Source organism: Uniformispora flossi (genome assembly GCF_049534875.1).
Classification (GTDB): Bacteria; Actinomycetota; Actinomycetes; order Streptomycetales; family Streptomycetaceae; genus Yinghuangia; species Yinghuangia aomiensis.
On record NZ_JBMULZ010000016.1, the window covers coordinates 173,049 to 189,071 of the forward strand.

General features: G+C 72.7%; 9 protein-coding genes. 2 read left to right on the forward strand and 7 right to left on the reverse strand.

Annotation, left to right across the window (positions count from 1 at the left end; all coding sequences use genetic code 11):
- Window position 1: 1 nt before the first annotated feature.
- From ACPA54_RS29405 to ACPA54_RS29430, 6 genes are all read right to left on the reverse strand, one after another.
- Entirely contained in the window at window positions 2-1,627 is a 1,626-nt protein-coding gene (locus ACPA54_RS29405) for an ABC transporter substrate-binding protein (protein ID WP_423534414.1), read from the reverse strand.
- Window positions 1,628-2,446: 819 nt separating this feature from the next.
- Window positions 2,447-4,447: a CocE/NonD family hydrolase gene (locus ACPA54_RS29410; protein ID WP_423534415.1), complete on the reverse strand. Its 2,001-nt coding sequence runs from the start codon at window positions 4,445-4,447 to the stop codon at window positions 2,447-2,449.
- A 106-nt stretch (window positions 4,448-4,553) separates the two neighbouring features.
- Window positions 4,554-5,495 carry an alpha/beta hydrolase gene (locus tag ACPA54_RS29415; protein WP_423534416.1) on the reverse strand — a complete coding sequence of 314 codons (942 nt, stop codon included), beginning with the start codon at window positions 5,493-5,495 and terminating at the stop codon, window positions 4,554-4,556.
- A gap of 125 nt (window positions 5,496-5,620) precedes the next feature.
- A complete protein-coding gene (locus ACPA54_RS29420; protein WP_423534417.1) occupies window positions 5,621-8,446 on the reverse strand; it encodes an ABC transporter permease subunit in 2,826 nt (941 codons plus the stop codon).
- The gene (locus tag ACPA54_RS29425) at window positions 8,443-10,683 is read right to left on the reverse strand and encodes an ATP-binding protein (protein WP_423534418.1); all 2,241 of its coding nucleotides are present in this window, start codon (window positions 10,681-10,683) and stop codon (window positions 8,443-8,445) included. Before ACPA54_RS29425 ends, ACPA54_RS29420 begins: the two co-directional genes overlap by 4 nt.
- 32 nt (window positions 10,684-10,715) lie before the next feature.
- The gene (locus ACPA54_RS29430; RefSeq protein WP_423534419.1) at window positions 10,716-12,026 is read right to left on the reverse strand and encodes a type 1 periplasmic-binding domain-containing protein; all 1,311 of its coding nucleotides are present in this window, start codon (window positions 12,024-12,026) and stop codon (window positions 10,716-10,718) included.
- A gap of 119 nt (window positions 12,027-12,145) precedes the next feature.
- On the opposite strand from ACPA54_RS29430, the gene ACPA54_RS29435 reads away from it, so the two are divergent.
- Window positions 12,146-12,991, forward strand: coding sequence for an alpha/beta fold hydrolase (locus ACPA54_RS29435; protein ID WP_423534420.1), 846 nt, complete (start codon window positions 12,146-12,148; stop codon window positions 12,989-12,991).
- Complete coding sequence (locus ACPA54_RS29440) at window positions 12,988-15,351, forward strand: alpha-L-rhamnosidase-related protein (protein WP_423534421.1); 2,364 nt, start codon at window positions 12,988-12,990, stop codon at window positions 15,349-15,351. The genes ACPA54_RS29435 and ACPA54_RS29440 overlap by 4 nt, the downstream gene beginning before the upstream one ends.
- Here ACPA54_RS29440 and ACPA54_RS29445 read toward each other — a convergent pair.
- Complete coding sequence (locus ACPA54_RS29445; protein ID WP_423534422.1) at window positions 15,321-15,959, reverse strand: TetR/AcrR family transcriptional regulator; 639 nt, start codon at window positions 15,957-15,959, stop codon at window positions 15,321-15,323. The two genes, ACPA54_RS29440 and ACPA54_RS29445, sit on opposite strands and share 31 nt — an antisense overlap.
- Between the last annotated feature and the right edge of the window lie 64 nt (window positions 15,960-16,023).

Below are 16,023 nucleotides of genomic sequence, written 5' to 3' on the forward strand. Positions count from 1 at the left end.
GCTACTGCGTGGTGCCGCCGAGGTAGGCGGCCCACGGCATTCCCATGTACGCGAACGACGAGGGGGCGCCGCTGATGCGCTTGTTCATGAACATGCGTTCGTAGGGGGCGGCGAGGTAGACGACCGGGATGGTCGGCGCGAAGCGGGACTGCGCGTCGATGTACGCCTGTGCGGACGCGACCGGGTCGGACGTCGACCGGGCCTGCCCGAGCAACCGGGTCACGTCGGCGTTGTCGTAGTTCGTCCAGTTGAACAGCCCGCCGGGTGTGACCATGTCGGCGACGTACGCGGTCGCGTCGGGCGCGCCGACGTAGCCGAACGTGAGGATGAGGTCGAGGCCCTGCCGGATGGACGGGTCGTAGAACAGCGAGGACATCTCGGTGGGCTGGAGCTGCCGGATCTGCACGTCGACGCCGGCCTTCTTCGCCGCGGCCTGGACGAAGGTCATGATCTGCAGGCTCCGCTGATCCCCGGCCGGCATGGCCGCGACGAGGGGACGCGAGGGCACGCCGGCCTGGGCGACGAGCTGCTTGGCCTGCTCGATGTTCGGCTGCTCGGCCGACGGGAGCGCGGCGTAGGCGGCATTGAGCTGGACCGCGGCGGGGTCGCCGCCCCAGGTGAGCGGCGGCGCGAGCGATTTCAGCGGGGCCGCGGCGCCGCCGAACACGTTCTTGAGCAGCGCGTCGCGGTCGACCGCGAGGGACAGCGCGTCGAGCAGGCGGCGGTCGGCGGCCGGGCTCTGCGCGTTGCCGGGCACGAGCATCACGTTCTGCGTCGCGGGGCCGAGGTAGGTGGTGCCGTTCCCGGCCTTCGCGAGCGCGGTCGCGCTGGTCGGCGGCAGCTCGTACACGCCGTCGACCTCGCCGGAGAGCAGCGCGCTGGTGAGCGTGTTGCTGTTGGTGACGAAGCGGAAGACGACCTGGCCGACCTTGGGCTTGATCTGCGGGTCCCAGTAGGCGTCGTTGCGTTCGAGGGTCACGCTGTCGCCGGACTTCCACGAGCCGAGCTTGTACGGCCCGGTGCACATGACGCCGCCGGTGGGCGTGCCGTAGGCCGCTCCGGCCTTCTTGGCGTAGGCCTCTTGGTTCACCGCGCCGAAGGGGGTGGCCAGCGCCTTGATGAGGGACTGGTCGTAGGCCTTGGTGCGCACCGTGACCTGGTTGGGGCCGGTGGCGTCGATGGAGGTCACCATGGCGAGCGCACTGCCGTAGATGCCCTGGGTCTGCGGATCGGTCTGGCGCTTGAGGCTGTAGACGACGTCCTGGGCCTGCAAGGGGGTGCCGTCCCAGAACCGGACGCCGGCCCGCAGGTCGAGCACGAGCGTGTGGTCGTCGGTCCAGGACGCCTTCTCCGCGAGGCCGGGGCCGACGGAGAAGTCCGGCTTCATGCGGAGCAGCGTGTCGCAGAGGTTCGCCTCGACGGTCTGCGGCGAGTAGTCGCCGACCTTGGCGGGGTCGAGCGTGGTGGGCTCGCCGTACGGCAGGGCCCAGGTGACCCGGTCGACGGCGCCGGCGCCGGGCGGTGTCGTGCTGACCAGGCTCGCGGCGGAAGGTGCCGCGGGGCCGCCGCCGGAGCCCGCGCAGGCCGCCGTGGCGACCAGTCCGGCGCTCGCGAGCACGACGGACATCCGTCTGCCTGCTTGTCTTCTTGCTGCCATGGCGGACGCTCCTCGGGACGGAGGGGGACTCGGGGGGCACGCTCCGCCAGGCCTCGCAAGCGGCGGCGTGCCGAGATAAACGAACGTCATATAACGTTGTTTCATCTCACAGGCTTCCATCACCCGAACAAGACCGTCAAGCCCCCGACGGAAGAGCGCCGGGGGCTGTGGGTGCGGGACGTTCGACCGCGAGGGTGCGGTGGGGGGCTCCGTGTGGGCACCGGTCGTGGCGACGGGCGGCCTTGTGCAGGGCGCTTGCGGGGGCGGTTGCGCGGGGCGGCCCCGTGATGCCGAGGCTGTGTGCGAGGGGCGGCTGTGCGGCGGGGTTGGGTGCGGTCGGCGTGGCGACGTGTGGAAGGGGCTGCCGGTGCAGGGGCGGCGGCGCGGACGACTTGGGGGTGCGTGTGTGGGGGCGTTTGTGCGGCGGGGGCGAGCGCGCGGCGAAGGTCGTGCGCTGCGGGCTGCGGGCCGCATGGGCGGGGGCGCTCGTAGGGCGGGGCTGTGTGTGCGGTGGTCGTGCGGTGGGGCTGTGTGTGGCGAGGTGTCGTGCATGGTCCGGGGTGAGCCGCCAGGCGGCGGGGACGGCTGGGCGGCCCAAGCTCCGAGCGGCGCCGCAGACGGTCGGCGCGAGGCCGGCGGCAGTCTCGTGGCGGTCCGGTGCCGGGACCGCCCCCGCGCACGCAGCACCGCGCACGACCACCATGTGCAAGCGCCCCGCGAAGCACCCCGCGGCAACGCGGAACGGCCGCCCCGGACGGATGTCCGGGGCGGCCGTCGGCGGATGGGGAACTACGGGCAGACGCTGGTGCAGGGGGTGCCGAAGCCGGTGGCCGGGGCCAGCGGGACGGTGACCGACGACGGGGTGTCCGGGCCCGACTTCAGCTGGTAGACGCCCGCGAGGAGCTTGAACGTCTGGGGTGTGGTGGCCGACAGGTGGGGCGTGTCGGCGGTGGTGATGACCACGCGGATGCGGTGGCCGGGGGCGAGCGACGCGAACGTCGGGAAGATCTCCAGGTCGTAGCGGGTGGTCTGGAAGGCGGGAACCGGGGTCGTGGATGCCTGGGTGGACGGGTGGTACGGCATCTGCAGCGACCCGTCCGGGGCGTACCAGCTCCGCGCGGGGTCGACCGCGCGGTGCGTGCCGGCCAGCGCGCCTTGGCTGAGCGGCACCGAGGAGCCGTCGGGGCCGACGTCCGTGACGGTCGCGACGAACTGCGTCTCGTTCGTGTTGGCGGAGGCGTACAACGTCGCGCCGATCGGGCCCGCGAGGACCGTCGTCTCGGTCACCGGCGCGGTCGTGTAGACGAGCGCGTCGGGTCCGCTCTCCCGCGCGAGGTTCGAGTTGTCGCACGCCGGGTTGCGGAGGAACCCGCCGAACCACTGCGTCGACGACCGCGTGCACGGGTTGTTCGACGCCGTCCAGGTGATGAACTCCGAACCGCCGGAGGTCGGCGGCGTCGGCGTGAGCAGCCCGTCGTTCGCCGAGGAACCGGCGGTGCCGGTACGGCCCTTGTCGAAGTACAGCCGCGACGCGGTGGTCTCGGCGAACGGGTAGTTGCGGGTGTCGAGCCAGCGGCCGGACCCCAGCTCGTTGACGTGCAGCGGGTTCGTGGTGCCGGTGATCCCGGTGTCCATGCCCTTCAACCAGTGGTCGTACCAGCGCAGTTGCAAGGCCGACAGGTCGAATCCGGGGTCCTGGCGCGGATCGTGGTACCACGGGCCCATCAGGAGCTGGTAGCGGTCGGTGACCTGCTGCCCGGCGGCCATCGGCGCGCCGACCGGGCGGCCCGCCCACGCGTTCTGCAGACCGGCGTAGTTCATCAGCGCACCGCGCTGGAACAGGTCGTACCAGCCGCCGACCAGGAACGCCGGCACGCCGTTGGCGACCACGTTCGCGAGCTGGTCGGCCGGGCGCCGCGCCTGCCAGAAGGCGCCGTCGTAGGACTGCTCGCCGCCGGTCATCAGCCCGTTGAGGATCGGCAGGTTGGCCGTCGCGATGCCGCTGATGTGCTGCAGCTCCAGCGAGAGCGTGTCGAGGATGTTCTGCGACGAGCCCCCGTTGAGCGCGTCGGTGATCGGGTTGGTCAGGTTGCCGAGCCCGGTGTAGAGCAGCCAGAACGGCATGAACTCGGCGTTCGGCAGCCCGCCCATGGTGACCAGTTCGCGGTACAGGTCGTTCCCGGCCACGACCGGGAAGATGGCCTTGAGGTGCGAGTCGGGCCCGACCGCGGCGGCGGTGGAGATCTGGTTGATACCGGTGTACGAGTCGCCGTACAGGCCGACGCCGCCGTCCGCGGACGGCAGCGCCGCCGCCCAGTTCACCAGCGCCGCGCCGTCCTGCGCCTCGATCGGTGCGAACGGCGACCACGAGCCGGTCGACGAGCCGGTGCCGCGCACGTCCACGGCGACCGCGATGTAGCCGCGCTGGACGAAGTACGCCAGCTCGGCCTGCTTGAGGCCCCGTCCGTACGGCGTCTGGTTCAGCAGCACCGGGAACGGACCCGGTGCCGCGGTGGTGGTGCCGGGCAGGGCGGGCGTGTAGACGTCCGCGCGCAGCACGGTGCCGTCCGCCATGGTGACGGCCACACCCTTCTGCGCGCTGACCCCGTAGGCCACCGGACTCGCGGCCGGGGGCGCCGCGGTCGCGGCCGGCCCCGACCCGACGAGGGCGGTCGTCACGACGAGGGCGCCGGCCACGAGGGCGCCGATGCGCCGGCGCAGCGGGCGGGACGGGTGACGTCTCGTTCCGGTTCTTCCGGTACGGGCAGTGCGGAACAGCTGGTGGAGCACCGTGACCTCCCAGGGTCGCGCGACAGGGGCTGCGTGGTGCGTCTTGCTGCGCATTCCGGATCCCGGAATGCGGGTTCGGGGAGGGAACCGGGAAGCGGAGCCCGGATCAGGGCACGAGCGTCGCCGCGAACGCGTGCCGCAGTGCCGCGGCGCGCACCTCGCGGACGAGGGTGAACGTCGCGGTGATCGGGATGATCCACGTCCCGTGTCCGTGCGCGGCCACGCGGAACGCGGAGCCGGGCACGCCCGCTTCGTGCAGCCGGGCCAGGTACCGCTCGCCCTGCCCGCACAGCACGTCCAGCTCGGCGACGGTGAGGACGGCGGGCGGCAGGCCGCTCAGGCCGGGAGCGTGCAGCGGCGACGCCAGCGGGTCCTTCGGGTCGCCGTGCTCGCCGAGGTACCAGGCGGCGTACTGGTTGACTTCGCTCGCGGTGAGCCCCTCGGACGGCTCCTCGTCCGGGACCGGCATGGGGGTCAGGTCCAGCGCGGGGACGTCGAGGAGCTGGAGGCACGGGGCCGGCAGGCCCCGGTCGCGCGCCGCCAGGCACAGCGCGGCCGCCAGGTTCCCGCCCGCACTGGCGCCGCCGACGGCGACCCGGGCCGGATCGATGCCCAGCTCGGCGGCGTTCGCGTGCAGCCATGCGTAGCCCGCGACGCAGTCTTCCAACGGGGTGGGGAAGGGATGCTCCGGTGCGAGCCGGTAGTCCACGGACACCACGATGCACGGCACCAGGGCCGCCATCGGGCCGCACTCGACCTCGCCGGTGTCGAGGTTGCCCAGGGTCCAGCCGCCGCCGTGCACGAAGTAGAACGCCGGGGCGGGGGAGGGCAGGTCCGCCGGCCGCAGCACGCGCACGGCGATCTCGCCGCCGTCGACGGCGATGCGGTGGTCGGTCGCGACGACGCCCGGGCCGCGTCCGGTGGACGCGAGGACCATCGTCGCGGCCGACATCCGGCGTCGTTCGTCCAGGTCGGCGGCCTCCCGTTCGGCCGCTCCGGCCGCGGCGAGCGCGTCGACCAGGGCGCGGATCGGTGGGTCCAGTGGCATGGCTCTGCCCTCCGTGCTCGGGGAAATCGGGCGCGGGATGCCCGGGATAGAAGAATCCGTCGAAGTATTCGGGGTGTTCGTGGTGTTCGGGGTGTTCGGGGTGATCCGGCGGTGCAGGGCGGGTGTCAGACCACGCCGGACCGGTCGATGGCGCGGGCGTCGGTGCCGAGGTACCCGGCGATGACGGCGGGGTCGGTGCGCACCTGTTCGGGTGTGCCCTCGGCGATGACGCGGCCGGCTTCCAGGCAGTACAGCCGGTCGGTGAAGGACATCAGGAACGGCATGTCGTGCTCGATCACCACCATGGCCGCCCCGAGTTCGCGCCGCAGCCGGAGCAACAGCGGGCCGAGCGCCTCGGTTTCGCGCTGCGCGACGCCGGCGGTGGGCTCGTCGAGGCACAGCACCCGTGCGTCGAGCGCGAGCAGGTTGGCGAGTTCGACGATGCGCCGGGTGCCGGTCGACAGCCCCGCCACCGCTTGGTCCGCGTAGGCGCCGAGTCCGACCAGGTCGATCAGGTCCGCGGCTTCGGCACGCCGCCGCCGCTCGGCGCGCACGGCGCCCGGGAGGAAGGCGGCCGTGGCGACCAGCCCCGACCGGCCGCGTGCTTCCAGGGCGACGAGGACCGTCTCGCGCACGGTGAGTTCGGGGAACAGCCGGGCGGCCTGGAACGTCCGTCCGAGGCCGAGCGCCGCGCGCCGGGCGGGCGGCCACCCGGAGACGTCGTGGCCGAGCAGTTCCACCGTCCCGGACGCGGGGACGAACCCGCCGATCGCGCCGAGCAGCGTCGACTTGCCCGCGCCGTTGGTGCCGATCAGGCCCACGATCTCGTCGGCGTGGACGTGCATGCTCACGCCGTCGACGGCGGTGTTCCCGCCGAACCGCACGGCGATGTCGCGGACCTCCACCACCGGTTTGCCCACGGGGAGTCCGGGACGTGTCCGGCGCTCGGCAGGTGCCGCGGCGGGCACGCGCGCGGCGATCGGTGCCTTGGGTGCCCCGGCTTCCGCGGCGGCCAAGCGCCGTTCCGCGAGATCCAGCACCGCGCCGCGCAGCGCGTACCCGATCTGCACCAGCCCGCCGGGGAAGTACATCAGCAGGACCAGCAGCCCGAGGCTGGAGGCGAACAGCGGCACCAGCTCGTTGTCGGGGAAGAAGGCCGGAAGGCCGATCACCCACACCGCGCCGAGCACGGGCCCCCAGACCGAGCCCAGCCCGCCGATCACCACGATGGCCACCAGCATGAGCGAGTCATCGACCTGGAAGAACCGCTCGGTCACCGGCACGGACTGCACGGCGCCGGCGAGCAGTCCGCCGCCGAGTCCGGCCAGCGCGCCGGACAGGGCGAACGCGACGATCTTCGTGCGGGTCGGCCGGATCGTCGCGGCGGCGGCCGCGTCCGGGTTGTCGCGCACGGCGATCATGCGGCGGCCGGGGCCGGTCCGCCGCAGCCGGGACAGCAGCGCGACCACAAGGGCCAGGACCGCCAGGAGCACGTAGTAGTAGGTGCGTTCGCGCGACAGGTCCAACCCGAACAGCGTGCCCCGGGGGAAGGCCACCGAGTCGCCGGTGCCCGCGCCGAAGATGTCCATCCGGTACAGGAACCCGACCGCGGCGACGCCGAGGGCGAACGTGCTGATCGCGAGCGGCATCCCGTCGACCCGCAGGGCCGCGAACCCGATCACCGCGGCGAGGAGCGCCGTGCCCGCCGCGGCCGCCAGGACCGCGGCCGGGAACGGCATCGCGTCGACGATCAGCCGGGTGTCCCCGCCGAGCCCGATGGTGAGACCGCGGGTCAGCAACGCGGCGGTCAGCGCGCCGAGTCCGGCGAACGCCATCTGGCCGAGCGAGAGCTGGCCGGCCCAGCCGGTCAGCACGGTCAGCGAGCACGCGCAGACGGCGTAGGCGAGGACCGTCGCGTACAGCAGATGCCGGGACGACTGCGCGACGACCAGGGGCAGGAGCACCGCGGCGGCGAGCACCGGCAGCGCGGCCAGCAGACCCAGGTGCCGCACCCACCAGACACGCCGCAGGTGTTCGGGAACCGTCCGGACGCGCGGGCCGAACGCCACGGTCTCCGTCCGGCCGCGGTCGTCCCGGCGGGCGTAGGCCCACACGGCGGCGAGCACGGCGCCGAGCAGCAGCAGGTCCACGAGGCCGGGCTGGGTCACGTACTCGAAGCGCACGTACGCCTGGAGCACGCCGATCGCGACGCCCGCCAGCATCGACCAGCGGAACGAGACCATGCCCGCGACCACGGCCGCGGCGAGCGCCCGGACCATGGTGCCGGGGCCCAGGTCGGTGACCGCGGTGACGCCGCCGGACAGCCCGGAGACGAGGATCATCGCAAGGCTGGAGAGCAGGCCCGCGATCGTCCACACCAGGGTGGAGATCAGCTTCGGGTTGATGCCGAGGGTGCGGGCCAGCGGCATGTTGTCCGCCGACGCGGTGACCGCGCGGCCCACGGTGGTGTGGTTGAGCAGCAGCGAGAGCGCGCCGGCCACGAGCGGGACGACGACCAGCACCGAGGTCTGCGCCCCGGTGACGGTGATCCCGCCGACCGTCCAGGTCCCGTGGACGGGGACCGGGTACTGCGCGCTGAGCCCGTTCCGGACGTCCGGCAGGGCGGTCACGACGGCGACGGCGGCTTGGGACACGCCGATCGTCGCGATCAGGACCGTGACGCGCGGCGCGGTGAACAGACGGCGGATCACCGACAGTTCGACCAGCGTGCCGGTCAGCGTTCCGACCGCCAGCGCGGCCGGCAGCGCGATCCAGACCGGCCAGCCGTAGTTGAGGCACACGAGTGGCAGCAGCGCCGCCGCGATGACGCCGAGGTTGCCGACGGCGAAGTTGACGACGCGGGTGGACCGGTACACCAGGACGATGCCCTGGGCGATCAGGCCGATGGCGAGGCCGTTGACAAGGCCGTCGAAGAGGACCTGGCTGTTCATGTCGCCTCGCCGTCGTCGCTGCGGAAGAACACCGCGCGGGCGATGTCGCCCGCGGCGAGGTCGGCGGCGGAACCGGTGAAGCGGATCCGGCCCTTCTCCAGGTAGACCGCGCGGTCCGCGATGGACATGGCGACGTTCAAAGACTGCTCGACGATGATCATCGCGAGACCCGACTCGCGGAGCCTGCGGACGACGGCGAGCAGTTCGGCGACGACGCCGGGTGCCAGGCCGAGCGACAGTTCGTCGATGAGCAGGACCTCGGGGTCGTGCAGCAGCGCCAGCGCCAAGGCGAGGACCTGCTGCTGCCCGCCGGACAGCGTCGAGGCCCGCTCGCGCTGCCGTTCGCGCAACTGGGGGAAGATCTCCAGCACCCGGTCGATGCGGCGCGCGACGTCGTCCGGGTCGCCCCGGTAGACGAACGCGCCGAGCTCCAGATTCTCCCGGACCGACATGCTCGGGAACACCCCGGCGCCGCCCGCGAGGGAAACGACGCCCAGCCGCACCCGCTGCTCGGGCGACACGTACGTGATGGTGCGCCCGTTGAGCCGGACCACGCCCCGCTCGGGGGTGGCCATGCCCGAGACGACGCGCAGGATCGTGCTCTTGCCCGCGCCGTTGGTGCCGAGCAGCGCGAGGACTTCGCCGCGGCGCACCTCGAAACCGACGTCGAACAGCACCTGGACCTGGCCGTACGAGAAGTCGATGCCGCTCGCCTGGAGCACCGGGACGTCGTCCGGCGCCGCCGCACGCCGCCGGTGCTCCTCGTACTCCTCGCGCAACTCCTCGGCCACGTTGGCCAGGTCGCGCTTGACGAGCCACGAGCTGCGCATGATGAGGAGGCCGCCGACGATTGTGGACGGGATCATGGTGACGAGCACCGCGGTGCGGATGCCGAAGCTGTTGATCAGGGGGAACGAGATCAGCGCGCCGCCGGTCGCCCCGATGAAGAACACGTACACCGAGCCCATCGCCGAACCCATGCCGCGCAGCCGGTAGGGGACGATCGTCTGCAGCAGGGGGCCGATCATCGCGAAGGCGGCGGACAGCAGGACCACCGGCCCGACGCTGAAGAGCGCGAACAGCTCCACGTTCGGCGCGTAGTACTGGAACGGCAGGAAGAACGCGGACGGCAGGGTGAGCAGCCCGATGAGCCGCAGCGCACGCGCCGGGTCGTGCCGGAACTGCCGGTCGTAGTACCGCCCGACGAAGGGGAGGACCAGCAGCCCGGCCGCCCCGCCGACGGTGCCGACGACCCCGCGGCCGAACACGCCGAGCCCGAAGTGCTGCTCCAGATACAGGTTGCCGAGTACCGGTGCGGTGAACAGTCCGAAGCCCATCGCGGCGAACGCGAGGACGACGGTCTTCAGGGTCCGGATGCGCCCGAGCCGGGCGAACGCCGCTTCGACGGAGATGGGCGGCGGCTTCTCGTCGACGACCACCTCCCCGACGACCGCGGTCTTCTCCCATTGGCCGCGCACCGGTTCGCGCAGGAAGAACGCGGCGCACGCGGCGACCGCGACCGGGAGCCCGAGCAGGAAGTACGCCCAACGCCAGCCGTCGTCGCCGCCGAACGCGGCCGCGATGCCGCCCACGATCAGCGGGCTGAGCACCCCGACCAGCCGTCCGCCGACTCCGATCGCCGCGCCGATCCGCCCGCGGATGCCGATGGGGTATGTGTCCGCCAGGAGCGACCCCTGCACGGGGCCCTGGTTGGACTTGGCGACGCCCGCGCCGAAGCGGGTCCAGAAGAACATGAAGGCGTTGGCCGCGAACCCGGACGCGAACACCATCGCGGCGAAGAACGCGCTCGCCGCGCCGATGACCGGGCCGCGCCGGAACCGGTCGGCGACCCAGCCCATCGGGACGGCGCCGACCACGATGAACGCGCCCGCCGCGACGGACAGGAACACGATCATCCCGTCGCTGACGCCGAAGCTGTCGCGGATGTTGGGCGCGAGTACGCCGAGCGCGGCGCCCTCCAGTTCGTCGAGCGAGGTCAGCAGGAGCAGGACGACGAAGGTCGCCGGTCCCGCCCGGCGCAGCCCGGCGCGCAGCGTCGTGGGTTCCGCGCTGTCGCCGAGGACACCGCCGCCCGGTAGCCGGGGATCGTCCCGGCGCCGTTCGGCTGTGTCCTCCCTGTCCTCCCTGTCCTCCCTGCCCTGCGATGGGGGTTCGGTGTGCAGCAACGCACCCGCGAGGTCCGCGAGTCCGTCGTCGCGGGTCATGCGGTCGTTCATGGTCGGCCTCTCCGCCGTGGTCCCGGAACGCGTCAGCCGGCCGCGGCGACGGCCGGGCCGGCCGGCACCATCTGCGCGGTCGCCGAGTCGAACCTGTAGACGCCCACGGCGTCGCCGACGCTGTGCTTCCCAGGGCCCAGCGAGCCCATCGGGACGCCCGGCAGGGTGACCTTGCCGAGCCCCTCGGCTGCCGCCTTCCATCCGTCGAGCGTGATGTCCTTCCCGGCCTTGTCGGTCGCCTGGACGAACAGGCGGAAGGCCGCGCACTGGTGCGCGATGCCGCTCAGCGTCTCCGCGGACGCCGCCGCCGGGTCGACCCGCGCGGCGGGGAAGGCGTCGTTGTACTCGGTGACGCACTGCACCAGGCCCGGGTCGGCGGTCAGTTCGGCCTTCGTCGGGGCGTACGGGGCGGCGACGACGAGTGGTGCCATCGTCGCGGGCTTGATGCCGGTGGTCTGCATGACCGCCGGGCTCAAGGCCTGCTGCGAGGTCGCCAGGATCTGCCGGGGCAGCCAGCTTTTGCGCTGGAGCGCGTTCATGAGCCCGGCGAAGTTCGAGGTGTTCAGCACCGTGTCGGCGCCGGACGACTTGAGCTTCTCGACGATGGTGTCCATCGCCTGGTTCTGCGCGGCCTGGTCGGTGCCGAGGTTCGGGAGCGGCGTTTCGACGACCACGTCGACACCGGCCGCCTTCAGCAGCGGCTTGACGACGTCCTTGGTGACCGCGTCGTCCTGCGCCTCCCAGTACAGCGCGACCTTGTGCCCGGTGAGCAACCCCTGGTCCAGCAGCGCCTGGACGCCGGCCTTGCGCTGCCGGTCGTCGGCCATCTCGACGGCCAGGAACGGCGCCTTGGTGGATTTCGCGTCACGGTCGGCGGACTGCCCCCACAGGCCGATGTACGGGACGCCTTCGGTCTGGGTGAAGCAGAGCGGGGTGTCGCCGGTGAAGATGCCGATCGCGGCGAACACGCCTTGGTCCTTCGCGAGCGCGACGCAGGCGGACTGCGCCGCGGCCGGGCCGGTCGGCAGGAACGGCTGGAAGGCCAGCTCGATCTGCCGCCCGCCGGTGCCGCCGCGCTTGTTCTGCGCGGCGATCCACGCGGTGTAGAGGTCCTTGGTCGCCGGGCCGTCGGCAGGTATGCCGACCGCCTTGAGGGCCGCGGGATCGGTACCGGCGACGCCCAGTTTGACGGTCGTCGCGGTGACCCCTCGGGCGGGCGCGGCGGCGGCCTTGCTGCCGCCGTTGCTGCTCGTCTCCTTCGGAGTTCCGCTGCTGACCGAGCAGCCGGCGACGGCGACGAGCACGGCCACGGCGGGGACGGAAACCCGGAGTCTTGGTCGCATGCGACGCATCCCTTTCCTGGGAACTTCCTGGATTTGACTTCGCGGAGAAATGGGCGTCACAGCGAAGCGCGGCGATGCTAACATCCAATACCTGCCAGATGGAAGGGTTTCATGAAGGCATGACGAACGCCCAGCTCACCGCGGGTGACACCGCCCTGAACTACGAGGACCACGGCCGTCCGACGCCCGGTACGGAACCACTTGTCCTCCTGCACGGATTCGTCGGCAGCACCGCGGATTGGGCCGGTGTGCTGCCCCGGCTCGCAGCCGACCGGCGCGTGCTGGCGTACGACCACCGCGGCCACGGCCGCAGCGCCAAACCCGGTCGCGCCGACGCCTATACGTTCGACGCGCTGGAAGCGGACCTGCACGCCTTCCTGGACGCGCTCGGCCTCGGGCCGGTCGACCTGCTCGGCCACTCGATGGGCGGCGTGGTCGCGCAGCGGTACGCGCTCGCCCACCCCGACCGGGTGCGCTCGCTCGTCCTCATGGACACCGCGCCCGAACCCTCGGGCGGCCCGCTGTCGTTGCTCATGAGCCCGCTCGGCGGGCTGGTGCGCCGACGCGGCATGGGCGTGCTCGGCACGCTCGCCAAGCTGCTGCCGAAGCCCAAACCCGCCCCCGGGGGCAGCGGCGCGGACGGCGGACTCTCGGCGGAGCAACGCGACCGGCAGGCCGCCGCGTTCCTGGACACGGACCCCGAGGCCTTCGCGGCGTTCGCCCGGGAGCTGCGCAGCTACCCGGCACTCACCGCACGGCTCGGCGAGATCGCCTGCCCGACCACCGTGCTGGTCGGCGCGGGCGACAAGGCGCTGCGCCGCGGCGTCCGCCAACTGGCCGACGGCATACCGGGCGCCCGCCTCGTCGTCGTCGACGGCGCCAAGCACAGCCCGCAGACCGAGCAGCCGCAGGCGTGGCTCGCCGCGGTCCGGGCCCACTTCGACCGGCTGGAGGGCCGCCGATGACGAACTCGCTCGCAGGCCCGGCCCCGATACCCGGCGACTTCCCGCCGGGACGGTGGCGCGGGCGATGGATCTGGGCCGCGGAGCGCGCGGCCGGCGGCGGACGCGAGGTGGTCGCGCTCCGGCACACCCTGGCCCTCGCCTCGGTACCCGACCGGGTGCCCGCCCGCATGGCCGCACTGTCCCGGTACGCGCTATGGGTCAACGGAACCGAAGTGTCCCGCGGGCCCGTTCGCGCCAACCCCCGGCAGCAGCCGTACGACGAGGTCGACTTGGCCCCGTACCTGCGCTCCGGCGCCAACGTGGTCGCGGTGCTGGCCTGGCGCTACGACGGACCCAAGCCGTGGTGGATGCCGCCGTCGCCGCTGGCGAACGACCTGCACGAAGGCGCTTTCGTGCTCGAAGCCCGCCTCGACGACGGGTGGTTCGTCTCCGACGAGCACTGGCAGTCCCGTGCCCTGCCCGGGTGGGGCGAGAACGTCGTGGACCGGCTGTCCGGCCGCGGCGAAGAACACGTCGACTGCCGAGTGCTGCCCGCAGACTGGGCCACGGCCGTCGACGCCGCCGAGGCCGGCGGCTTCGCCCGCGACGTCGGCTGGGCCCCGGCGGTCGCGCGGCGGGCGATGACCACCGGCGAACCCGGGCGCGCCGAGCCGCCCAGTTTCCCCGGCGGCCCGCTCGGTGCGCGCCCGATCGCGCAGGCGATGCCGGTCGAGGTGCCGCTGCGCCGCACGGCCGCGGGGTCCTATGTCGCCGACCGGATCGAATCCGGCACGCTGGTCCTGGACGTGTCCGGGCCGCACGGCGCATCCGTGACCGTCCGCGTCGCCGAGTTCCTCGCCGACGGCGAGCCGTCGCCGGGCGAGCACGACGCCTGCTTCACCGTCACCCTCGACGGCACCCGGCGCACCGCCGAATCGCTGGACCTGTACGGCCTGCACGGCGCGCTCGTCGATGCCGGCGACGGGGTGACCGTGCACGGCATCGGCGTGCGCACCCGCACCTACCCGGTGACCGGGGGAGCCTCCTTCCGCTGCTCGGACCCGGTCCTCGAACACATCTGGGAAGTCGGCCGCCGCACCGTCACGCTGTGCTCAGCCGACGCGTACATCGACTGCCCGACCCGCGAACAGCGCGCCTGGGTCGGCGACGCGGTGGTCCACCAGATGGTGGACTTCGCGACGAACACCGACTGGCGGCTGGCCCGCTGGTACCCGCAGATGGCCGCCTCGCCGCGCAGCGACGGCATGCTGCCGATGGCCGTGGCCGGCGACGTGGAGTACGCCGACTTCACCGTCATCCCGGACTGGTCACTGCATTGGGTGCACGCGGTCTGGAACTCCTACCGGTACGTCGGCGACCGCGACGAGATCGCCGGGCTGCTGCCGGTGGCCGAGCGCGTCCTGCGCTGGTTCCTCCCGTTCCGCAACGCCGACGGCCTCCTCGAGGACGTGTTCGGCTGGGTGCTGATCGACTGGGCGTCGGTCACCACCGAAGGCGTCTGCGCCGCACTGTGCGGTCTGTGGGGGAGGGCATTGCGGGAATTCGCCGACATGGCCGCATGGCTCGGCGACGAGAGCCGCGCCGCCTGGGCGCTCGACGTCCACCGGCGGCTCGCCGCCGGGTTCGACCTCCTGTGGGACGGCGAGCGGGGCCGGTACGCGGACGCGCTCGTCGGCGGGAGCCGGGTGACCGCGGCCTCGCAGCACGCGCAGGCGGCCGCGATCGTCGGCGGTCTCGCACCGCGGGAGCGCTGGGCGCGCCTGGTGGACGTCCTCACCGACACCACCGCGCACGTCGACGCGGCGTTCAGCAGCCCGGACGCGCCCGCCGTGCCCGGCGGCGATCTCCCGGTCGGCGGCGACTACTTGCGCATCGGCCACCCCGAACCGTGGTGGGACACCGACAAGCAGGTCGTCCGGGCCCAGCCGTTCTTCCGGTACGTCGTGCACGACGCGCTCGCCGCCGCCGGGCGCGCCGACCTCGTCGCCGGGCAGTGCCGGGACTGGACGGCCGCGCTGGAGCGCTGCGCGACCTCCTGGTCCGAGACCTGGTACGGCGGCACGGTCAGCCACGGCTGGTCGTCGACCCCGACCCGCGACCTGGTGGTGCGGGTGCTCGGCGTCGAACCGGCCGAGCCCGGGTTCGGCGTGGCGCGCATCGAACCGGCGCTCGGCACGCTCGATTCGGCGTCCGGCGAAGTGCCGTGCCCGGCCGGGCTGATCACCGTCGCGGTCACCCCGACGCGCTTGGACGTCGACAGTCCCGTCCCGTTCCGGCACGGTGGCGACGCCTACGCGGCGGGACGGCACAGCATCACGCTGTCCGCCGGTCAGCCCGCCGCGTCGGTCGACGTCAGATAAGTGAGGAAGCGGTCCACGAACTGCCGGTACGCGCTGACCATGTCGACGTGCTCCGGATCCAGCAGCCACTGGATCTGGAGACCGTCCATGGTCGCCAGCAGCGATTCGGCGGCCGCTTCCACGTCGGTGTCCGCCCGGATGTCGCCGTTCGCCCGGGCGAACTCCAGCTCCCGGGCGACCAGGCCCCGCGCGACGGCGTAGCGCTTGACGAAGTAGGCGTGCGCGGGGTGGTGCGGATCGGTCGCCTGCACCGACAGCGTCGCGAACAGGCGGATCACCAGCGGCTGCCGGGAGTTGAACGCGACGACGTCCACACTCGCCCGGATCCAGTCGACGCCGTGCACCTCGACGCCGCTGATCTCGTGCTCCGGGTCGGGCGTGAGCGACACCTGGTCGTTGTAGTGCAAGACCGCGGTCAGCAGCTCCTCCTTCGAGGCGAAGTGGTGCCGCAGGCCGCTGTGGGTGATCCCCACCTTCGCGGCCACCTCCCGCAACGACACGGCGTCGTAGGTCCGCGCCGCGAACAGCTCCAGCGCGGCCACGACGATCTCCTCACGCCTCGCGACTCCGCTGGCGTACGGCCCCCGACGCCCCGTCTGCTCCGCCATTGCCGCCCTGCTCCCTGCGATCCCGTGTCCGACAGTGAATACATGCCATCTGGAAGGTATTATG